The 21,299-nt window shown below is 52.5% G+C and carries 24 protein-coding genes, 1 tRNA gene and 1 riboswitch; of the genes, 23 read left to right on the top strand and 2 right to left on the bottom strand.

Going from position 1 to position 21,299, the window contains the following annotated elements:
* Nucleotides 1–135: 135 nt before the first annotated feature.
* Nucleotides 136–209: transfer RNA gene (locus ACZYR9_RS19195), tRNA-Pro, on the bottom strand.
* A 178-nt stretch (nt 210–387) separates the two neighbouring features.
* A complete protein-coding gene (gene tadA, locus ACZYR9_RS19190; RefSeq protein ID WP_488980067.1) occupies nt 388–864 on the bottom strand; it encodes a tRNA adenosine(34) deaminase TadA in 477 nt (158 codons plus the stop codon).
* Nucleotides 865–1,261: 397 nt separating this feature from the next.
* Here tadA and ACZYR9_RS19185 point away from each other — a divergent pair, with 397 nt between their 5' ends.
* From ACZYR9_RS19185 to atpD, 23 genes are all read left to right on the top strand, one after another.
* On the top strand, nt 1,262–1,972 hold the full coding sequence (locus tag ACZYR9_RS19185; protein ID WP_488980066.1) for a PilZ domain-containing protein: 711 nt from the start codon (nt 1,262–1,264) through the stop codon (nt 1,970–1,972).
* A gap of 80 nt (nt 1,973–2,052) precedes the next feature.
* Complete coding sequence (locus tag ACZYR9_RS19180; RefSeq protein ID WP_488980065.1) at nt 2,053–2,769, top strand: peptidoglycan recognition protein family protein; 717 nt, start codon at nt 2,053–2,055, stop codon at nt 2,767–2,769.
* A 166-nt stretch (nt 2,770–2,935) separates the two neighbouring features.
* Nucleotides 2,936–4,036, top strand: a complete 1,101-nt coding sequence (gene ychF, locus ACZYR9_RS19175) for a redox-regulated ATPase YchF (RefSeq protein WP_488980064.1) — start codon at nt 2,936–2,938, stop codon at nt 4,034–4,036.
* 53 nt (nt 4,037–4,089) lie between these two features.
* The gene (prfA, locus tag ACZYR9_RS19170) at nt 4,090–5,169 is read left to right on the top strand and encodes a peptide chain release factor 1 (RefSeq protein WP_488980063.1); all 1,080 of its coding nucleotides are present in this window, start codon (nt 4,090–4,092) and stop codon (nt 5,167–5,169) included.
* 10 nt (nt 5,170–5,179) lie between these two features.
* On the top strand, nt 5,180–6,049 hold the full coding sequence (prmC, locus tag ACZYR9_RS19165) for a peptide chain release factor N(5)-glutamine methyltransferase (protein WP_488980073.1): 870 nt from the start codon (nt 5,180–5,182) through the stop codon (nt 6,047–6,049).
* 99 nt (nt 6,050–6,148) lie between these two features.
* A complete protein-coding gene (spoIIR, locus tag ACZYR9_RS19160; protein WP_488980062.1) occupies nt 6,149–6,916 on the top strand; it encodes a stage II sporulation protein R in 768 nt (255 codons plus the stop codon).
* 46 nt (nt 6,917–6,962) lie between these two features.
* Nucleotides 6,963–8,039 (top strand): L-threonylcarbamoyladenylate synthase, encoded by a 1,077-nt coding sequence (locus ACZYR9_RS19155; protein ID WP_488980061.1) that lies wholly within the window; start codon nt 6,963–6,965, stop codon nt 8,037–8,039.
* A gap of 116 nt (nt 8,040–8,155) precedes the next feature.
* Nucleotides 8,156–8,719, top strand: a complete 564-nt coding sequence (locus ACZYR9_RS19150; RefSeq protein WP_488980060.1) for a manganese efflux pump MntP — start codon at nt 8,156–8,158, stop codon at nt 8,717–8,719.
* Nucleotides 8,720–8,807: 88 nt separating this feature from the next.
* Nucleotides 8,808–9,392 (top strand): low molecular weight protein arginine phosphatase, encoded by a 585-nt coding sequence (locus ACZYR9_RS19145; protein WP_488980059.1) that lies wholly within the window; start codon nt 8,808–8,810, stop codon nt 9,390–9,392.
* An 87-nt stretch (nt 9,393–9,479) separates the two neighbouring features.
* Nucleotides 9,480–9,560: riboswitch (ZMP/ZTP riboswitch) on the top strand.
* Nucleotides 9,561–9,655: 95 nt separating this feature from the next.
* Nucleotides 9,656–10,114 (top strand): ribose 5-phosphate isomerase B, encoded by a 459-nt coding sequence (gene rpiB, locus ACZYR9_RS19140; protein WP_488980058.1) that lies wholly within the window; start codon nt 9,656–9,658, stop codon nt 10,112–10,114.
* Between the two features lie 16 nt (nt 10,115–10,130).
* On the top strand, nt 10,131–10,712 hold the full coding sequence (locus ACZYR9_RS19135) for a TIGR01440 family protein (RefSeq protein ID WP_488980057.1): 582 nt from the start codon (nt 10,131–10,133) through the stop codon (nt 10,710–10,712).
* A 62-nt stretch (nt 10,713–10,774) separates the two neighbouring features.
* On the top strand, nt 10,775–12,022 hold the full coding sequence (gene glyA, locus ACZYR9_RS19130) for a serine hydroxymethyltransferase (protein ID WP_488980056.1): 1,248 nt from the start codon (nt 10,775–10,777) through the stop codon (nt 12,020–12,022).
* A 429-nt stretch (nt 12,023–12,451) separates the two neighbouring features.
* The gene (gene upp, locus ACZYR9_RS19125; protein ID WP_488980055.1) at nt 12,452–13,081 is read left to right on the top strand and encodes a uracil phosphoribosyltransferase; all 630 of its coding nucleotides are present in this window, start codon (nt 12,452–12,454) and stop codon (nt 13,079–13,081) included.
* 39 nt (nt 13,082–13,120) lie between these two features.
* The gene (gene wecB / locus ACZYR9_RS19120) at nt 13,121–14,263 is read left to right on the top strand and encodes a non-hydrolyzing UDP-N-acetylglucosamine 2-epimerase (RefSeq protein ID WP_488980054.1); all 1,143 of its coding nucleotides are present in this window, start codon (nt 13,121–13,123) and stop codon (nt 14,261–14,263) included.
* Nucleotides 14,264–14,436: 173 nt separating this feature from the next.
* Nucleotides 14,437–14,673: an AtpZ/AtpI family protein gene (locus tag ACZYR9_RS19115; RefSeq protein ID WP_488980053.1), complete on the top strand. Its 237-nt coding sequence runs from the start codon at nt 14,437–14,439 to the stop codon at nt 14,671–14,673.
* On the top strand, nt 14,666–15,037 hold the full coding sequence (locus tag ACZYR9_RS19110) for an ATP synthase subunit I (RefSeq protein WP_488980052.1): 372 nt from the start codon (nt 14,666–14,668) through the stop codon (nt 15,035–15,037). Before ACZYR9_RS19115 ends, ACZYR9_RS19110 begins: the two co-directional genes overlap by 8 nt.
* Before the next feature lie 36 nt (nt 15,038–15,073).
* Entirely contained in the window at nt 15,074–15,835 is a 762-nt protein-coding gene (gene atpB, locus ACZYR9_RS19105) for a F0F1 ATP synthase subunit A (protein ID WP_488980051.1), read from the top strand.
* Between the two features lie 96 nt (nt 15,836–15,931).
* Nucleotides 15,932–16,153, top strand: a complete 222-nt coding sequence (gene atpE / locus ACZYR9_RS19100) for a F0F1 ATP synthase subunit C (protein ID WP_488980050.1) — start codon at nt 15,932–15,934, stop codon at nt 16,151–16,153.
* Between the two features lie 113 nt (nt 16,154–16,266).
* Nucleotides 16,267–16,752, top strand: a complete 486-nt coding sequence (gene atpF / locus ACZYR9_RS19095; RefSeq protein WP_488980049.1) for a F0F1 ATP synthase subunit B — start codon at nt 16,267–16,269, stop codon at nt 16,750–16,752.
* Complete coding sequence (locus tag ACZYR9_RS19090) at nt 16,749–17,300, top strand: F0F1 ATP synthase subunit delta (RefSeq protein ID WP_488980048.1); 552 nt, start codon at nt 16,749–16,751, stop codon at nt 17,298–17,300. Before atpF ends, ACZYR9_RS19090 begins: the two co-directional genes overlap by 4 nt.
* 16 nt (nt 17,301–17,316) lie before the next feature.
* Complete coding sequence (atpA, locus tag ACZYR9_RS19085) at nt 17,317–18,831, top strand: F0F1 ATP synthase subunit alpha (protein WP_488980047.1); 1,515 nt, start codon at nt 17,317–17,319, stop codon at nt 18,829–18,831.
* 117 nt (nt 18,832–18,948) lie between these two features.
* Complete coding sequence (gene atpG / locus ACZYR9_RS19080) at nt 18,949–19,806, top strand: ATP synthase F1 subunit gamma (RefSeq protein WP_488980046.1); 858 nt, start codon at nt 18,949–18,951, stop codon at nt 19,804–19,806.
* Nucleotides 19,807–19,862: 56 nt separating this feature from the next.
* Entirely contained in the window at nt 19,863–21,269 is a 1,407-nt protein-coding gene (atpD, locus tag ACZYR9_RS19075) for a F0F1 ATP synthase subunit beta (RefSeq protein ID WP_488980045.1), read from the top strand.
* Nucleotides 21,270–21,299 lie beyond the last annotated feature (30 nt).

Raw genomic sequence — 21,299 nt, 5'->3', positions numbered from 1 at the left:
CGAAAGGGCTGAGAAGTTTGCTTTCTCGTTATTTAGAGCTTTGTTAACCTTTTGGAACCGCCGTATGCGGACCCGCATGTACGGTGGTGTGAGAGGTCGGGGGCTAGGCGCCCCCTCCTACTCGATTGTAGGATATCGAGACGACAGGATTTGAACCTGCGACCTCTTGGTCCCGAACCAAGCGCTCTACCAAGCTGAGCCACGTCTCGATGAATTCTGTACAGTTCATAGAGTTTTATTATTTTATCATGGGCAAGATAAAAAGTAAATAGAAGCGCCTGCTCCATCCGACAGCAGCAGGATAAATGAGCTGCGTCAACCATACACAGCCGCATCTTTATAACATGAAGCAGGAAGCGGCGGCTCCTTACTCACGCGATGTTTAAATTACGCCTTTCCCCGTAATTTGCGGAAAAATTGCGTCAGCATAGATCCGCATTCCTCTTGAAGCACACCGCTGACAACGTCAACACGATGATTAAACCGGTCCTCCTGAAGCAGGTTCATCAGGGTTCCGGCACATCCGGCTTTCGGATCGGGAGTGCCGTAAATGACCTGGGGGATGCGGGATTGCACGATAGCGCCGGCGCACATAGGGCATGGTTCGAGCGTAACATAAAGCCTGCAATCCAACAGACGCCAGGCATCCAAATGCCGGCTTGCCTGCTTGATGGCGATCAGCTCGGCATGGGCCAGCGGATCCCGTGTTGTTTCGCGGACATTATGGCCGCGACCGATAATTTCATTGCCGTAAACGATGACTGCGCCGATGGGCACCTCCCGAATCGACTCCGCTTTACGGGCCTCCTCGATCGCAGCTCTCATATAAGGCAGATGTTCCTCCCATAAAGACAATATGCACACACCTCATTTAGCTTTTTAGACAAAAGGTTCGAACAAACATTCGTTGTTAACACGCTGTGGATAACATTGTGGATAAATCACTGCATCATCTACCTTTCATTGTAGAAAAATCGTGTCGATAGAGCAAGTTTAATTCCGGTCTATCCAGTTATTCACAGGATGTCGAATAATGTGAATAAATGAATTCGAGCTGTGAGACATAAAAAGAGAGCTGAAAAATTCAGTTGAACGGCTTTCAAGCAAGCGCTATAATGAAGTAATATGTTTTATAGGTAAATTTACCTAGTTGTCGGACGAAAATATAGTTAGATGGTCTTGTTTCAAGCTGATGTGTAACTTCTCGCTAAAGATAAAATAAAGGGGTTTCATTTTGCGATGAAAGGTGGATTGCTTAACAATGGGGTCGACTTCTTACGGTACATCATTTGAAATAGAAAAGGTCAAGAATAGAAGTCAAAACGGCATTTTGCTGCACAGCCGGATCATGGTAGAGAAGAAGGATTTTGTCTCCACAGGCATTCTCACTTACGCGGAAGGAGATATTATTGAGATCGAAATATCGGAATATAAGACATTCGTACTCGGGGACAAGGTCAAACTGACGGTGTATTCGCCGGGCGGCGTTTATGTGTTTGAGTCAGCGGTTGTAGCCAGGGCCAGGGATCATGGTGCGCTCATGGTCATCAATCCACCCCATAATCAAAGCCGTTTTGCGGAGAAACGCGAGCATCCTCGAGTAAAAGTAAGTCAAAGCGGAGTGATCGTTTCGATCAAAGAAGCGGAAGGGGTCGAGCGGCTGCTGCAAAATAAAATCGAGCTTACGTTGCAAAATTTAAGCATCAGCGGATTAGGCTTTACGGTGCTGGAACACAATCAGCTGCCACTCAACTCGATGGTTAACGTGGCTCTCGATTTGGGCTTTACCTTACAATGTACGATGGAAATCATAAGATCGGAAAAAAGTCATGGAGGTTATTATTACGGGGCGAGATACGTTGATCTGGCACCGGATAAGGCTAATTCCCTGCGGGCGTTTATATTAAAAATGCAAGTGGAATCACATTATACACTGAAAAAAGAAGAAATGCAGAAGCGTAATTTCAAATAACCCGGGCGAACGCCACGGACCAAGCGCTGACTTTAAGCATAAGTTGATTAAGACAATCATGCTCAAAGGTGGTGAGGGACGTGGCGTTTCGAATGAAATATGAGATTATTCCGCGCTATTTGCCCGGACCGAGCAAACGGAGGCCGCAGCTGCCGCTGGATCAATGCCGATTTATGGTTGCGCACGATACGGGAAATCCGGGGGCGACAGCCGCCGCTAACGTATCGTATTTTCAACGCACCCGCAACGATATGTCTTCCTCGGCACATATTTTTGTAGATGACCGGGAAATCATAGAGTGCATCCCCTTTTTGACGGGACCTGCGGAAAAAGCGTATCACGTGATTTATAATGTCACAACCGACAATGCCAGATATGGAGCCGATGCCAACGATGCCGCTGGCGCAGTGGAGCTGTGCCACGGAGGGCGTATTGTTCTGGCGGAAGCGTACGAGCGTTATGTGTGGGTTATGGCCTATGCATGCTACCGTTACGGTTTAAATCCATCGACAGCCATTGTCGGCCATTATATGCTGGATCCCACCCGCCGCAGCGACCCGCAGGGGCCCCTGCGGCAGCTGGGCAAAGCATTCTCCGACTTGGTGAGGGATGTGGAGGATGAATACCAAGCAAGCATCATACCGGAGCCGCAGGTCCTTATATCGGCGGAGGATGCAAACAAGATGATCCGCTTTTTGTCCGCCTCCTATTTTGCTGTGAATGACACGCCGGCTCAAGCGGAGTTTCACCGTCTGGCTAATGAGCTGCGGAGGATTTCGGGGCAGCAAACGCAATAGAGGGAGCAATGGGAACGGGACCGGTTCTGCGGGAAGCAGGCCGGTTTTTTTGTATTTGGGCTGGGTGTGATTTTCCTGACCCGATCAGGTGACATATGGGACATATTTATGGTATAATCTTTTGTTAGGAATTTACTAGTCGATTTATTAAGGAGTTGTCCTTGAGATGGCATTGAAAGCAGGGATCGTCGGATTGCCGAACGTCGGCAAGTCTACGTTGTTTAATGCAATTACGCAAGCCGGGGCGGAGTCAGCGAACTACCCTTTTTGTACAATAGATCCTAACGTCGGTGTTGTAGAGGTTCCGGATGAGCGTTTGCAGGGGTTGGCCGATATCGTAAACCCGAACCGCATTGTGCCGACGGCATTTGAATTCGTCGATATTGCGGGTCTTGTGAAGGGCGCAAGCAAAGGCGAAGGGCTTGGCAATAAGTTTCTGGCTCATATCCGTGAGGTGGATGCGATCGTACACGTGGTTCGCTGCTTCCAGGATGAAAATATTACACATGTCTCGGGAACCGTTGATCCGATCAGCGATATCGAGACCATTAATCTCGAGCTGATTTTAGCGGACGTGGACTCGGTAGACAAGCGAATTGAACGCTCGCGCAAAAATATGAAGGGCGGCGACAAGAAATACACGCAGGAGGTCGAATGCCTCGAACGGATAAAAGAAGCGCTGTATAACGACAAGCCGGCTCGCAGTGTGGAGCTAAGCGATGAGGAGAAGCTATTGATTCGCGATTTGCATCTGCTTACGATGAAGCCGGTGCTGTATGCGGCCAATGTCAGCGAAGCGGAGGTTGCCAACGCGGAAGATAACCCTTACGTCCAAAAGGTACGCGAATATGCTGCTCAGGAAGGCGCGGAGGTAGTGCCGATCAGCGCGAAGGTGGAATCGGAAATTGCCGAGCTCGAAGGCGAGGATAAGCAGATGTTCCTTGAGGAGCTGGGGCTTCAGGATTCTGGTCTGAACCGCTTGATTCAAGCAGCCTATCGTTTGCTCGGGCTGTATACGTATTTTACGGCGGGAGTGCAGGAGGTCCGTGCCTGGACGATCCGCAAGGGGATGAAGGCTCCGCAGGCGGCCGGCGTGATCCATACGGATTTTGAACGCGGATTTATTCGGGCTGAGGTTGTGGCTTATGAGGATCTGATCAACTCGGGCTCCATGAACGGAGCTAAGGAAAAAGGGCTGTTGAGGCTCGAAGGCAAAGAATATGTTGTGCAGGACGGGGATGTCATGCATTTCCGTTTCAATGTATAGGGATGTTTAGTTTTATGCATACAATCAATCCAAAAAAGAAAGGGTGAAATCAGATGCTGGATCGGTTACAAGCATTGGCAGACAGGTATGAAAAATTAAGCGAGCTGCTTTGTGACCCAAGTGTGACGAGTGATTCCAAAAAGCTGCGGGAATATTCCAAGGAGCAGTCCGATCTTCAAGAAACCTACGACGCTTATATGGAATACAAGAGCGTGACGGAGCAGTACGAAGCGGCGCGGATCATGCAAAATGAAAAGCTCGACGACGAAATGAAGGAATTGGTGAAGCTGGAGCTCGAAGAGCTATCGGAGCGCAAGGCGGAGCTGGAAGAGCGCATCAAGATACTGATGATGCCTAAGGATCCCAATGACGACAAAAACGTTATTGTGGAAATCCGCGGCGCTGCCGGCGGGGACGAAGCGGCATTGTTTGCGGCCGACCTCTATCGGATGTATACAAAATATGCCGATGCACAAGGCTGGCGGACGGAAGTGCTGGACGTGAACATGAATGATCTCGGCGGATTTAAGGAAATTATTTTCTCCGTCAGCGGCAAAGGCGCGTTCAGCAAGCTGAAGTTTGAGAGCGGCGCGCACCGCGTACAGCGTATTCCGACGACCGAATCGGGCGGGCGTATTCATACGTCCACTTCAACGGTATCGGTGATGCCGGAGATGGAGGAATTTGACGTTGAAATCCTTGACTCGGACATTCGTGTCGATACGTTCTGTTCAAGCGGTGCGGGCGGACAATCGGTCAACACGACCAAGTCGGCCGTACGCGTTACGCATATCCCTACAGGCATCGTAGCGACTTGCCAGGACGGTAAATCGCAAAACTCGAATAAAGAGAAGGCGCTGCAGGTGCTGCGGGCTCGGATATACGATAAAATGCAGCAGGAAGAAATGGAGAAGTATGGTGCCGAGCGTAAGAGCAAGGTCGGAACAGGGGATCGTTCGGAACGGATCCGCACCTATAACTTCCCGCAAAGCCGGGTGACCGACCACCGGATCGGCTTGACGCTGCATCGGCTTGACGCTGTGCTCAACGGCGAGATGGAGGAAATTATCTCCTCGCTGACCATCGCTTCGCAAGCCGAGCAGATCGAAAAAGGAGAATACGCCGGTGCGTAAGGATCGGCTGATGACGATACGTGAAGCCTATGCAGAGGCTTCTTCTTTTTTACGGGAAAGCGGAGTGCGGGAGCCGGAGAGCAATGCCGGAAGGCTGCTGGAGTATCTGCTCGGCGAAAGTCGCAGCGGTCTGCTCCTCCGCTGGCCTGATCCTTTCCCGCCGGAGCGGGAGGCCGACTGGAGGCGGCTGCTCGCGCGCAAGGCGAACGGTGAGCCCGTACAGTACATTATCGGGGAGCAGGAGTTCTACGGGCTTCCCTATACAGTGACGCCGGCGGTGCTCATCCCGCGGCCGGAGACGGAGCTGCTGGTCGAGCAGGTGATTCAGCTCGGCCGGCAGCTGTGGAAGGAAGGCGAAGGCCCGGCGGCAGCGGACATCGGTACCGGCAGCGGGGCGATTGCGGTGAGTCTTGCCGTGCATTGCCCGCAATGGCGGGTGATGGCTTCGGACATCTCACCGGACGCGCTTAAGGTAGCCAAAGCCAATGCGGTTCGTAACAGGGTGGCCGAACGGGTTGTCTTCTTTGAAGGAGATCTGTTGGGTCCGTGGATCGAACGCGGGCAACGGCTCGATCTGGTCGTTTCAAATCCTCCGTACATTCCGGAGTCGGATGAGGCGGGACTGCAGCCGGAGGTACGGCTATTCGAGCCGCGGACGGCGCTGTACGGAGGCTCCGACGGTCTGGTGCCATATCGTCGGCTGACGGCACAGCTTGCCGAGCTGCCCGCGATGCCGGCATTGGTTGGCTTTGAGGTCGGCATGGGCCAAGCCCTAGAGGTAAGGCGGCTGTTGGAACAGGCGGCCGATTGGGATGAGATTCGTATTGTCCCCGATTTGGCCGGCATGGATAGGCATGTGATCGCTTTTCGGAAAAAATAGAAACTAAACCTGGGGTCCGCTTACGTTTAAACTCTCTTAATTCGGACATACTAGCAGCTAGAAAAGCTAGAGTTCGAGATTGGAGAGGGGCTGTCCGGAATGGTTAAACGGTTTGCGTGGAAAAGGTATGCGTACTTGGCTTTTGCTTTTATGGTGCTGCTTGCTTGCTGGGAATCCCAGCGTTCGAATGCAGTTGTGTTCGCATCGCCCGCTGTAAGGGGGGAGGCGCAAAGCAGCGTCATACCGCAAGAATCGATTCGTCTGCGTATCCTGGCACATTCCGATGCGGCCCTCGATCAATGGCTCAAGCGCGAAGTACGTGATGCTATTGTGGAACAAATGAACGGTTGGATTACCGGTCCGCAAGGCATCGAAGAAGCCCGTGAAACGATCCGGAAGCATATGCCGGAGTTAAACGAGCTGGTGGGTGAGACGCTGCGGAAGAACGGTTTTGACTACAGCTATAAAGTAGAGCTCGGTGTCGTGCCGTTTCCCACGAAAATGTACGGGAATCAAGTGTATCCTGCCGGAGATTACGAGGCGCTGCGCGTGTCCATCGGTGCGGCGCAAGGGCAAAATTGGTGGTGCGTGCTGTTTCCGCCGCTCTGTTTTATCGATTCGGAGATGGTGGTAAAGAAGAACACGGCGTATGCCGCTGAGGCGGAGAGTGCAGAGCAAGACGCGAAGGCAGGCAAGGATACGGAAAACGGCGGATCAAAGACGGAACAGGCCAAATCACAGAGTACTGATTTCAAGACAGCCAAGGTGAAGACCGGATCCGAAGAGAACTCCGCAGCGGCTGCCCAGCCTGAGGTTCGGTTTTTCTTATGGGATATGCTGAAAAAAATCGGCTCTTGGTTTGCTTGATCCCTTTAGATTTATGGAGTTTGCAGTGAAAGGAAGAGGTGGCTTCATGACGATAAAGACGAAGGTATGGCAGGTAGACGGGCGGCATCCTGAGCAGGATAAGTTGCAGGAGGCGGCAGGGCTTCTCCGTCAAGGGCACACAGTGGCGTTTCCGACGGAAACCGTGTATGGCCTTGGAGCGGATGCCCGCAGCTCGGAAGCGGTGGCGGATATCTTCTCGGCCAAAGGCCGGCCGTCGGACAATCCTTTGATTGTGCATATTGCAGACAGGTCTCAGCTGGAGGAGCTGGCGGCTCCTCCGGAAGAGGCTGTTTTGCGTTTGCTGGATGCGTTTTGGCCGGGCCCGCTGACCGTTGTGCTCCCCGTTCGTGCGGATGTGCTGTCGCCGCTTGTGACCGCAGGGTTGTCCACGGTTGGCCTGCGCATGCCCGACCATCCAGTCGCGCTGCAGCTGATTGCGGCTTCGGGCTGTCCGATTGCGGCGCCTAGTGCGAACCGCTCGGGACGTCCAAGTCCGACGCAGGCGGCGCACGTGCTGGAGGATTTGGAGGGCCGCATCGCCGGCATTATCGACGGTGGGGAGACCGGTGTGGGCGTCGAGTCGACGGTCGTGGAGTACGCCGGAGGCGCACTGCATATCCTGCGGCCCGGAGGCATTACGGCTGAGCAGCTGCGCCGGGCGCTGCCGCCCCATATCCCGTTGCTCGAGGTAAGCTCGGAGGAGCACCAAGAGCCGGCCGCTCCGCGCGCGCCCGGCATGAAATATGCCCATTACGCGCCCCGCGGAACGCTGCTGCTAGTCCAAGGCGCCCGGGGCACGGCGCCCGAACAGCTTCTCGCTCGCATGCAGCGCGAGCTCGATGAGGCCCGCGCGCGCGGCGAGCGCACCGGCGTCCTCACCTACGGCGAGTACGCCGCCGCGTTGCGCGCGGACTGCGTCGTCGCCTGCGGCCGCATGGACGACCTCGAAACGGTCGCCCATGGGCTTTACGCCGCGCTGCGCGAATTCGATGAAGCCGGCGTCGGCTTCATCGCAGCCCAGGCTTGCCCCGACGAGGGCATCGGGGCCGCGATCATGAACCGCCTGCGCAAAGCCGCAGGCGGTCAAATCCTAACGGTCTAATGAAGCTTATCCCTATCATGCCTATCATTGGCTTGCATCCGTACGTCGGCCTGAAGTCATCTTTCTCCCCTTGTCCGCATATGTTGATTTAGAATAGGACAGGGGGTAGGGTAGAAATGGACTTGGCATCACCGCTGGTGTGGGCCCAAATCATATCCATCGGACTCATGGCGCTTGCCCTCGGTCTGGATGCGCTGTCACTGGGGCTGGGTATCGGAATGAAGGGCATCCGCAAGCGCGATATTTTGAAAATTAGCGCAGCCACCGCTCTGTTTCATATGATTATGCCGTTGGCCGGCATGTGGATGGGCGGGTACATCAGCATGATGCTCGGGAAAGTGGCCGCAATGTGCGGCGGTATTCTTCTTCTTCTGCTGGGATTGCATATGGTGTACAGTTCTTTACGAACGGAGGAGTCCAAGCCTTACGATCATCGTTCCATCTGGGGATTGACGCTATTCTCGCTCAGTGTGAGCATCGATTCTTTCTCCGTGGGCATTTCACTGGGGATGTTTGCGGGGGATGTTCTGCTTACCGTGTTGATGTTCGGCGCGGCGGGAGGTTTGATGTCGGTCATTGGACTGATGCTCGGACGGCGCGTCGGACAATGGGTGGGGGAATATGGCGAGGCGCTTGGCGGAGTGATTCTGCTGGCATTCGGCATCAAGTTTTTACTTTAAAGGGGAAGTTCCATATTTGCTTGCTTTTGGGGTACAATAATATGGTGAGAAACCAAAATAGGAACTTCGGAAAGGCGGGAAGAACGCGATGAACCGAATCTTGTTCGTTTGTACCGGCAATACATGCCGCAGTCCCATGGCGGAAGGAATTATGCGTAAAATTGTTTCGGAAGAACGACTGACGGACATTGAGGTACGTTCGGCCGGCGTAGCGGCGTACGAAGGAACGCAGTTATCTGACCACGCGGCTTCCGTGTTACAGAGCAAGGGCTGCACCGGACCGTCGGCAGCTACATTTCTGACACAGACCCTGGTCGATTGGGCGGATTTGGTGCTGACCATGACCTCCAGTCATAAGAGGCATACGATTCAGCTGTATCCCGAGGCCGTGGACAAGGTGCATACGCTGAAGGAATATGTACAGGATGACCCGCAGTTAGCGGATAAAATAGCGGAGATGGAAAGCCTGATTACCGAGCTTGAGCTGAAACAAGCGCTGTCGGGGCAGATCACGGAGGAAGAAAGAGCACGGGTGCTTACCCTGCAAAAGGAATTGCCGGTGCCCGACATTGCTGATCCGTTCGGCGGCTCTTTAAGACAATATGAAAGCTGCGCTAAGGAGATCGAGGAGTGCTTGATCAAGCTGGCGGCAAAGCTGAAAAAGGGCCGGTAACGGCAAGACCCGGCGCACGGCTGCCGATACGGTAAGTTGGGCTTTACAGCAAACGTTCAATCGGATATGATAAACATATCATTTATAGGTGCCCGGTGTAACTGGCGACGAGTGGAATAAACCACAGTGGAGCATCGGGACTTACGGCCGGTCGCCTGGGCAAAGAGCAACGCTATGCGGGAAACGCATGTGCCATGCTCTTTTTTTCGTGTTTACCGCTCGTTTAGGTTATAATGAAATGAATAAGTGAGGAGGCGAACGTGATGAAAGTAGCAATGGGTGCGGATCATGCGGGATACCGTTTAAAGGATGAATTAAAGCCGTTTCTTGAGTCTATGGGTCATCAAGTGCTGGACTGCGGCTGCAACTGCTCCGATTCCGTGGATTACCCGGACTATGCGCTCACGGTATGTGAGAAAGTCGTTGCCGGGGAAGCGGACAAAGGAATTCTGATTTGCGGAACAGGCATCGGGATGACGATTGCAGCCAACAAAGTGCCGGGGATCCGCTGTGCGCTGGTGCACGATTTGTTTTCGGCCAAGGCGACCCGCGAGCATAACGATTCGAATGTGCTGGCCATGGGCGAGCGCGTCATCGGACCCGGCGTAGCTCAGGACATCGTAAAAATTTGGTTGGAGACCGAATTTTCAAACGGCGAGCGGCACAAAAACCGCGTTGGCAAAGTGATGGCGTTGGAAGATAAATATACGCTGCATCCTTAATTTGAGGTAAGCAGTCATGAACATAAACTTAACGATGATTCGTTCTCAAGTGGAAACCATCGTCCGTGAGCTGGTCAAAGCAGGAGGAATAGAAGCGGGGCAGCTGCTGGTTATTGGGACAAGCACCAGCGAGGTGCTGGGCAAGCATATCGGCACAGCCGGAAGCGAAGCCGCAGCCCGGGAGATTTATGCCGGAGTCGAAGCGGTGCGGAAGCAGATCGGATTTTATCCCGTATATCAGTGCTGCGAGCATTTGAACCGGGCGCTGGTTGTGGAGAAGGAAGCAATGCTGCGGTATGGATTGGAGCAGGTGAGCGTCGTACCGGTGCCCAAAGCCGGAGGCTCGATGGCCTCCTATGCCTTCAGGCACCTGAAGGGAGCGGTTGTTGTAGAGACCGTTCAGGCTTATGCGGGACTCGATATCGGGGGAACGCTGATCGGCATGCATTTGAAGCGTGTAGCCGTGCCGGTAAGGCCCTCTATCCGTCAGATCGGCGAAGCGCACGTGCAGATGGCTTATACCCGCCCGAAGCTAATCGGCGGCGCACGTGCAGTATACACGATCGACACGAAGGCGGCCGATGGGGCTTGTGATTAAGAAACGTTTTGCAATACAACGTATTTAAAATACATCAGGCGATAATCAAGGAGGATACCAACATGGAATTTTTGCGTAAACAAGATCCGAAAATCGTGGAAGCAATGAATCTGGAGCTCGGCCGTCAGCGTGACAAAATCGAGCTGATCGCATCCGAAAACTTTGTCAGCCAAGCTGTGCTTGAGGCGATGGGTACCGTATTGACCAACAAATACGCGGAAGGCTACCCGAATAAGCGTTACTATGGCGGCTGCGAATACGTAGATATCGTCGAAGATATCGCGCGCGACCGTGCGAAAGAGTTGTTCGGCGCAGAGCATGCGAACGTTCAGCCGCACTCCGGTGCACAGGCGAATATGGCCGTATACCTTGCAGCGGTACAACCCGGGGAGACGATCCTCGGTATGAACCTGGCACACGGCGGCCACTTGACGCACGGCAGCCCGGTCAATGCATCCGGTATTTTGTATAATTTCGTAGCTTACGGCGTAAGCGAGAAGGATTCCCGTATCGATTATGACGATGTCCGCAAAGCGGCATTCAAGCATAAGCCTCGCCTGATCGTAGCCGGTGCCAGCGCCTATCCGCGTATCATCGACTTCGAAGCCCTGGCGCAAATCGCCAATGATGTGGGCGCGTTGTTCATGGTCGATATGGCTCATATCGCCGGACTGGTGGCTGCAGGACTGCATCCAAATCCGGTGCCGCACGCTCATTTCGTAACAACTACAACCCATAAGACGCTTCGCGGACCTCGCGGCGGTATGATTCTTTGCCGCAAGCCATGGGCGGCGGCGATCGACAAAGCGGTCTTCCCGGGCTCCCAAGGCGGTCCTTTGATGCACATCATCGCAGCCAAAGCGGTAGCCTTAGGAGAGGCGCTGCAGCCTGAGTTCAAAACATACGCTCAGAACGTTGTAAACAATGCGCAGGCTTTGTCTGAAGGTTTGATGGCGGAAGGAATCAATCTCGTATCCGGCGGAACGGACAACCACCTGATGCTGATCGACCTTCGCAGCTTGAACCTGACCGGCAAAGACGCGGAGCACCTGCTCGATGAAGTCGGCGTGACCGTGAACAAGAACGCCATTCCGTTCGATCCGACGAGCCCGTTTGTGACCAGCGGTATCCGGATCGGCACTCCTGCGGCTACAGCCCGCGGAATGAACCAGGAAGCCATGCAAACCATCGCCAAGATTATTGCGCTCACGCTCAAGAATCCGTCCGATGAAGCCGTACTTGAAAAAGCGCGCGGCATGGTAAAAGATTTGACCGCACAATTCCCGCTTTATCCTGGACTTCAGTATTAATGATCTTTAAAACATCAAAGGCCGGCCCGCTATGAGAGGGGCCGGCATCTTTATGTTCCACGTGGATCATTATGTGGAAGTAGAACGTGTTAAATTGTGCTATAATAAGCTGGCGCAGTATAATCGCCTTTTAAGGTTGGGCTGCAGACTGTTGGCCGGTTAAGAAATATCAAATCATCTAGGCGTCGATGGAGGTATTCCCGGACGCTTTCTTTTATGATCCTTGCCGGCAAGTTTTATGAGGGACTGCAGTATCCCCAAAAGCAATCGTATGCTCCATAGAAGAGATGAGCGATTGCTTTTACAGGCAGCGTTTATTTCAAGCGGTTTAGGTTTTAGGCGGGTATTCCTTGCGATTGGGATAAGTATCGTTAGTTGTGGTATAATAGACAAGATTTTGGGCTTTATAGCGTTATAGGAGGACCATGCATGGGTAAAGTGTTTGTTTGCGACCATCCGTTGATTCAGCATAAGCTGACATACATTAGGGATGAGAATACCACCACAAAGGATTTTCGCGAGCTGGTGGATGAGGTGGCCACATTGATGGCTTATGAAATCACAAGAGACATTCCGCTAGAGAAGGTGCAGGTTCGTACGCCTGTTACAACTGCCGAGTGCAGGGTGATCTCAGGGCGTATGCTGGGTCTTATTCCGATTCTGCGCGCCGGTCTCGGTATGGTAGACGGGATTCTGAAGCTGGTTCCTGCGGCCAAAGTGGGGCATATCGGGCTGTATCGCGATCCGGATACGCTGGAGCCTGTGGAATACTACGCCAAGCTTCCGACCGATGTGCAGGAGCGCGAGCTGATTGTGATCGATCCGATGCTGGCCACGGGCGGGTCGGCCAATGCGGCCATCGAAGCGTTGAAGAAAAGGGGCTGCACGCAGATCAAGCTGATGTGCCTGATTGCTGCGCCTGAAGGTGTACAGGCTGTCCAAGAGGCCCACCCTGACGTTGATCTATATGTAGCGGCCATCGACGACTATTTGAATGACCATGGATACATAGTGCCGGGGCTTGGCGATGCGGGCGATCGGCTGTTCGGCACGAAATAAGCTGCTGGAAGCGGTAGTAAAGAAGGGAACCCCAGAGAGATGAAAAAGACGAAAGTGATAACCATTTTCGGAACCAGACCGGAAGCGATCAAGATGGCTCCATTGGTAAAGGAGCTGGAGAAGCATCCGGAGCACATCGAATCGCTGGTTTGCGTCACGGCACAGCATCGCCAAATGCTCGATCAGGTGCTGGATATCTTCGCCATCAAGCCGGACTATGATCTGGACGTCATGAAAGAACGTCAGACCTTGAACGAAATATCCATTCGCGTGCTTCAAGGACTAGACCCGGTCTTTAAAGAAGAAAAGCCGGATCTGATTCTTGTTCACGGCGATACGCTAACAACTTTTCTGGCGAGCTATGCGGCATTTATGCAGCAAATTCAAGTTGGCCATGTGGAGGCGGGCCTTCGGACCTGGAATAAGCTGTCTCCTTATCCGGAGGAAATGAACCGTCAGCTGACCGGAGTGTTGTCTGATCTGCACTTTGCCCCGACGAACTGGTCTGCAGGCAACCTGCGCAAAGAAAACAAGCGGGAGGAATCGATCTTTGTGACGGGTAATACCGTGACCGACGTATTCCAATACACGGTTCGTCCTTCGTTTACCCATCCTGTGCTTGAATGGGCGCAAGGCAAACGCCTGGTACTGATGACCGCACACCGCCGGGAATCCCAAGGAGAGCCGCACCGCCAAATCTTCCGAGCGGTACGCCGTCTGGCCGATGAGTTCGAGGACATCGCGATCGTATATCCGGTGCATCCGAGCCCGGCCGTAAAGGAACCGGCTTATGAGCTGCTCAGCGGGCACGAGAGAATCAAGCTGATCGAGCCGCTTGATGTGTTCGAGTTCCATAATTTTTACCCCCATGCCCATCTGATTCTGACCGATTCCGGCGGATTGCAGGAAGAAGCTCCGTCATTTGGCGTGCCGGTGCTGGTGCTTCGGGAAACGACGGAGCGTCCGGAAGGAATCGAGGCGGGTACGCTGGAGCTGGTCGGTACCGACGAACAGAAGGTATATGACCGGGCTAAAGCGCTGCTCAGCGACAAGCAATTATACGAAAGAATGAGCCGATCGGCCAATCCGTATGGAGACGGCAAAGCATCCGAACGAATCGTGGAAGCTATCCTTTTCCATTTCAACCAAAGAGCGGATAGACCCAAGCCGTTCCAACCGTGACAATATGATGACAAACGTCACACCATACATCTCTACTGTTTGGTTTGAAATGCTAAAAAACCTTGATATATCAAGGTTTTTGCGATTTTGGCCAAGGATTCCCCGCCAGACTTGACAATTGACAAATATGACTTTACTCCGCTAAAATAAACTAGGATTGATAAGGAAGGCTTATGAAACGACAAAATTCCAATGATAATCCGTGGCGAGCCGTTGCGCTGTTGGGCAGTATCGGCATTGATTTAGGCGTTTGCATGCTGGCCGGATATTGGCTGGGCAATTGGATGAGCGAACGTCAGGGCGGGGAGCCGCTCTGGATTGTAGGCGGAATGTTGGCAGGTTTCTTTGCGGGAGCCGCCGGCGCCTTTCTGATCATCCGAAGCTACATGCGGGGGGACGGCAATGGATGAATTTTCGGTCCGCCTGAAAACGATTCAACGTATCGTCATATTTTTTTTGTCTTTCTGTTTCATGGCATGGGCTCTACTGCCCGTATATCGCCCGCACTTTGCCGGATTGATCGTGGGAACGCTCATCAGCCTCATCAATGCGCATTACTTGGCATGGAAAATTAGGCAGCTCACGAATTCTGTGCTTGAAGGAAGAAGGCGCAGAGGAGGTCTTGGCTTCGGTAATAGGGCTGCGATTTCTTTGCTCGCCGTGTGGGGGGCTTACGAGGTGCCGGAGCATTTGGCTGTATGGACTACCATTATAGGATTAATTTTCGTACAGTTGGCAACACTCCTACTGGGTATTATTTCAATTAAAAAATAATTCCATCATGCTCTGGAAAGGGGTGAAACTACTAGAATGCATGAATTACCGATAGTGAATTGGTTAGGAGTCGACTGGGACCTTTCCGCCGTCATCACCATTGCAGTAACATGTTTGATCGTACTGCTCATTGCGATTGCCGGTACCCGTAATCTTTCCGTACACAATCCCGGCAAAATGCAAAACTTCCTGGAGTGGTTAGTCGAGTTTGTTCACAATATCATTGCAGGCACCATGGACATGAAAAAGGGCAAAGCCTTCATCATGCTTGGAATCACACTGATCATGTTCATCTTTGTCGGCAATATGCTAGGCCTTCCGCTTGTTATTGTGACGGAAGTAACGCAGCCAATTGCTTGGCTGGGTATTACCCAGGCAGAGCTGGATGCTGCACACCATGCCGGTAAACATGTCGGAATCCTGTGGTGGAAATCGCCGACAGCAGATTTGTCGGTTACAATGGGACTGGCTCTGATGGTTATTGTCATGGCTCATTTCCTTGGACTTACACGTAACACGAAGCATTACCTGCACCACTATGTCGAACCGTTCGCGGTGATGTTCCCGCTGAATATTGTCAAGGAGATTTCCAAGCTCTTGACGCTCGGCATGCGTCTATTCGGTAACATTTACGCTGGTGAAGTCTTGATAGCCGTTATTCTCATGGCAGGGGTCGCAGGGATACTCCCGCTGATCATCTGGCAGGGCTTCAGTGTGTTCGTAGGCGCTATTCAGGCGTTCGTCTTTACGACGCTGACCATGGTTTACTTGTCTCAAGCGATTGAGCACAAAGAGTAACATGCGGACGGGTTTGTGCACTGCGATTTGAAGCCTTATCCGCTTTATTAACCATAACAAAACCAAAATGAACAATTTTAAGGAGGAAATTTTACAATGGAATTTCTTGCAGCTGCTATTGCAATCGGTTTGGGTGCGCTTGGCGCAGGTATCGGTAACGGTATGATCGTAAGTAAGACAGTAGACGGTATCGCTCGTCAACCAGAGCTTAAAGGTACGCTTCAAACAGTTATGTTTATCGGTGTAGGTCTTGTCGAGGCGATTCCGATCATCGCGGTTGTATTCGCATTGCTCTTCACGTTCGTATTCGCAGGTTAAGAAGTTTGAACCTTAGGCGGGGAAGCCTATAGCCTCCACGCCTTCCTTTTGTCCGAATGTGCGTATTCGGATCATGATTCAGCCATTACCCCTCTGAAGGGAGTGACGTATAGATGCATTTCACATTCAGTTCATTTATCATCGCCATCGTTTCGTTCGGAATTCTGATGCTGCTCATCAGCAAATACGCTTTCGGACCGTTAATGGGCGTGATGGAACAACGTAGAAAGCTCGTTCTTGATCAACTTCAAGGCGCAGAGCAGGACCGCAAGCAAGCTGATGCCCTTCTCGCCGAACAGAAGGCCGCTCTTGAGCAAGTTCGCAGCGAAGCGAAAGCCATTATTGAGCAGGCTCGCGTGACCAGCGGGAAGCAGGCTGAAGATATGATCCGCCAAGCTAAGGAAGAGGCGGCAAGAATTAAAGAAGAAGCGCTTCGCGATATCGAAACCGAGAAGAACCTGGCCGTTGCGGCTCTCCGCAGCCAAGTCAGCGCGATGTCGGTTATGATCGCTTCGAAAATCATCGAGAAGCAAATCGATGAGAAGTCTCAGGAACAGCTGGTTGAGCATTACTTGAAAGAAGTAGGGGGCAACCAATGAGCCAGGACATGATCGCAGCCAAAAGATATGCAAAAGCCTTGTTTGAAGTCGCACGGGAAAAAGATCAAGTGGCTCAAGTAGAGCAGGAGCTTGAATCGGTCGTTGCCGTATTGAAAGAAAATACGGATTTATCGAGGCTGATTAAACACCCGGGCATCGAGGCTGCTGTGAAAATCGGGCTGATCAAGCAAATCTTCGAATCCTCCGTATCCGAGGCTGTACTGAATACGCTGCAGCTGTTGATCGAGAGAAGACGCCAAGAGGCGCTGGAAGCCTTTGTGAAAGCTTATGTAAAGATCGCAAATGATGCGCTTGGACAAGCGCACGCCACGGTATATACACCGGTGGAGCTGTCGGAAGCAGAATTGAACAATATTGCCGCCACGTTCGGCAAATTGACCGGCAAACAAATCCGCGCAGTATCGGTTATGGATAAAAGCTTGCTCGGGGGCATTCAAGTACGTATCGGCGACCGTCTTTACGATGGCAGTCTATCCGGCAAGTTGAAGCGCCTGGAAAGAACGTTGAATCAATCTCAAGCACTGTAGATAGGGGTGAGGTTCGTTGAGTATCAAACCGGAAGAAATCAGCACATTGATTAAGCAACAGATTGAGAATTACAATTCGGAAATTCAAGTGGTTGACGTTGGTACGGTTATTCAGGTCGGTGACGGTATTGCCCGTGTACACGGCTTGGAGAACGTTATGGCGGGCGAGCTGCTCGAATTTTCCAACGGGGTTTTGGGCTATGCGTTCAACCTTGAGGAAAGCAACGTAGGTATCGTTATTTTGGGACCTTACACGGACATCCGCGAGGGTGACCAAGTGAAGCGTACGGGCCGGATCATGGAGGTTCCTGTTGGTGAGGAACTGCTTGGCCGCGTTGTTAACGCGCTTGGCCAACCGGTCGATGGCAAAGGTCCTCTGAACACGACTAATTTCCGTCCCGTGGAGTCTCCGGCTCCTGGCGTTATGGCCCGTAAATCGGTTCATGAGCCAATGCAAACCGGTATTAAAGCCATCGATGCGATGATTCCAGTCGGCCGCGGACAGCGGGAATTGATCATCGGCGACCGCCAAACCGGTAAAACGTCGATTGCCATCGATACCATCATTAACCAAAAGGGCAACGGCGTGAAATGTATCTACGTTGCCATCGGTCAAAAGCAATCCACGGTCGTTAACGTGGTGGAAACCCTCCGCCGCAACGGTGCTATGGATTACACGATTGTAGTTACGGCTTCGGCTTCCGAACCGTCCCCAATGCTCTGGTTGGCTCCTTATGCCGGCTGCGCGATGGGCGAATACTTCATGTACAAAGGCGAGCACGTGCTCATCATCTATGATGACCTGTCCAAGCAAGCTGCCGCATACCGTGAGCTTTCCTTGCTGCTCCGCCGTCCTCCGGGTCGGGAAGCTTATCCGGGCGACGTTTTCTATCTGCACTCCCGTTTGCTTGAGCGCGCTGCGAAGCTTAGCGATGAGCTCGGCGGCGGTTCTTTGACGGCGCTGCCGTTCATTGAGACCCAAGCGGGCGACGTATCGGCGTATATCCCGACGAACGTTATTTCGATCACGGACGGTCAGATTTTCCTTGAGTCCGATTTGTTCTATTCCGGTCAACGTCCGGCGGTTAACGTCGGTATCTCCGTATCCCGTGTAGGGGGATCCGCGCAAATTAAAGCGATGAAGAAGGTTGCCGGTACACTCCGTCTCGACCTTGCACAATATCGCGAGCTGGCGGCATTCGCCCAGTTCGGTTCCGACCTTGACCGCGCTACGCAAACCCGTTTGAACCGTGGTGTTCGTACACTTGAGCTGCTGAAGCAAGGTGTTAACCAACCGCTGCCGGTTGAAAAGCAGGTTGTAGCGATCTATACGGTTACCAGAGGTCACCTTGATGAGCTGCCGGTCCAAGACGTACGTCGTTTTGAGGCTGAATTCCTGGCGTACCTGGACTCCAACCGTCCGGAAATCCTTCAAAACATCCGCGATACGAAAGACTTGACATCGGATAACGAGAAGGCTCTGACGGAAGCTATTGGTACATTCAAAAAAGGATTCGCTCCTTCCGCATAAATGAACGGTAACTGAGCTTCTCTTGCGAGAAGCTCGGTATTCCTTTTTAGCAAAGTTATCGGGCTTATCCATAGATGGCGCTCCTTCCGGAGGGCTTCGAGAGAGAGGTGAGCAGGCATGGCAAAAGGTATGCGCGAAATTAAGCGCTCGATTAAGTCTAAACAAAACACGAAGCAAATCACGAAGGCGATGGAGATGGTCGCGGCGGCAAAGCTGAGACGCTCTCAGGAAGCCGCGGAAGCAGCTCGTCCGTACGCTGAGAAGATGAAAGAAGTGATCGCGAGCATTGCGGCAGGCACGAAGGGTGTGAAGCACCCGATGCTGCAAACCCGTGAGGTCAAGAAGACCGGTTATCTTGTCATCACCTCCGACCGCGGTTTGGCCGGCGGTTACAATGCCAACGTGCTTCGTAAAGTAATGGCTGTCATCAAGGAAAATCACCAATCTACGAGCGAGTATGCCATTTTCGTCATCGGACGGAAAGGCCGGGATTTCTTCCGCAAACGCAATATTCCGATCGTCGAGGAAGTAACGGGATTACCCGACTCTCCGCAGTTCTCCGACATTAAGTCGGTCGCAGCTTCCGCTGTGGCGAACTTCGAGAATGGAACCTATGATGAACTTTACTTGGTATACAACGAATTTAAGAACGCCATTACGCAAATTCCGCAGGTGAAGCGTCTGCTTCCACTTGAGGAAGTAAGCAGCGAATCGGTGGCAAATTACGAATATGAGCCTTCTGCTGAGGGTGTACTGGAAGTTCTTCTTCCGAAATATGCGGAGACGCTCATTTACAGTGCGGTATTGGACGGTAAAGCGAGTGAGTTCGGAGCGCGGATGACGGCGATGAACAACGCGACGAAGAATGCGACGAAGATGATCGCTTCTCTTACCCTTCAGTACAACCGTGCACGTCAGGCTTCGATTACCCAGGAAATATCGGAGATCGTCGCCGGAGCGAACGCACAAAGCTAAGGAACGAACGGCTAGTAGTTGCCGTTTAAGATACGGAAACACATAGGAGGGAAAACATGAACAAGGGGCGCGTTGTGAATGTAACAGGGCCGGTCGTTGACATTGAGTTCGAACGTGGACACCTCCCTGAGATTTTGAATGCGATCAAAATTGAAAGAAAAGCGCAAAATGACAGCGAACGCGATATCAGTCTGACGGTTGAAGCGGCTGTTCATCTTGGCGATAACATGGTACGTTGTATCGCGATGTCTACTACCGACGGGTTGATCCGCGGTGCCGAAGCTGTGGATACGGGGGCGGCGATTTCCGTACCGGTTGGCGCAGCTACACTCGGTCGCGTGTTTAACGTTCTTGGAGAGCCAATTGACAACGATCCGAACGTGGACCGCACGCTGACAAGTCCAATCCACAAATCAGCACCTGCGTTTGACAACCTGTCCACGCAAGCGGAAATTCTCGAAACCGGGATTAAAGTTATCGACCTGATGGCACCCTATGCCAAGGGTGGTAAAATCGGTCTCTTCGGAGGCGCAGGCGTAGGAAAAACTGTTACCATGCAGGAGCTTATCCATAACATTGCGCAAGAACACGGCGGTATTTCCGTATTCGCGGGTGTAGGTGAGAGAACGCGTGAAGGTAACGACTTGTACCACGAGATGAAGGATTCCGGCGTTATTTCGAAAACGGCGATGGTATTCGGTCAGATGAACGAGCCGCCAGGTGCGCGTCTTCGCGTAGCTCTGTCGGGTCTGACGATGGCGGAATACTTCCGTGATGAAGAAGGAAGAGACGTTCTTCTGTTTATCGACAATATCTTCCGCTTTACCCAAGCGGGTTCCGAGGTATCCGCGCTTCTCGGCCGTATGCCTTCCGCGGTAGGTTATCAGCCGACTCTGGCTACAGAGATGGGTCAGCTGCAAGAGCGGATCACTTCTACGAAGAAAGGTTCCGTTACGTCCATTCAGGCGATCTACGTTCCTGCGGATGACTATACGGACCCAGCTCCTGCGACAGCATTTGCGCACTTGGATGCAACGACAAACTTGGAACGTGCTATCGCGTCCATGGGTATCTTCCCGGCCGTTGATCCACTCGCTTCGTCTTCGCGGATTCTGACACCGGAAATTCTCGGTGATGAGCATTACCAAGTAGCTCAAGGCGTGAAGAAAATTCTTCAGCGTTATAAAGAGCTTCTCGATATTATCGCGATCTTGGGTATGGATGAATTGTCCGATGAGGACAAACTGGTCGTGCACCGTGCACGCCGTATTCAGCTGTTCCTATCCCAACCGCTGCACGTTGCAGAACCGTTCAACGGTATTCCTGGCGTTTATGTACCGGTTAAAGAAACCGTGCGCAGCTTCAAGGAAATTCTTGAAGGCAAGCACGACGACCTTCCTGAACCGGCGTTCCATAACGTGGGTACGATCGAAGACGCTGTCGAAAAAGCAAAGACGCTGTAATAGAGCAGCATAAGCTTACGAAGTAGTTTG

Source organism: Paenibacillus sp. F024 (genome assembly GCF_057814255.1).
The sequence above is the reverse complement of the archived record's forward strand: the minus strand, read 5'-3'. Positions and strand labels throughout refer to the sequence as shown.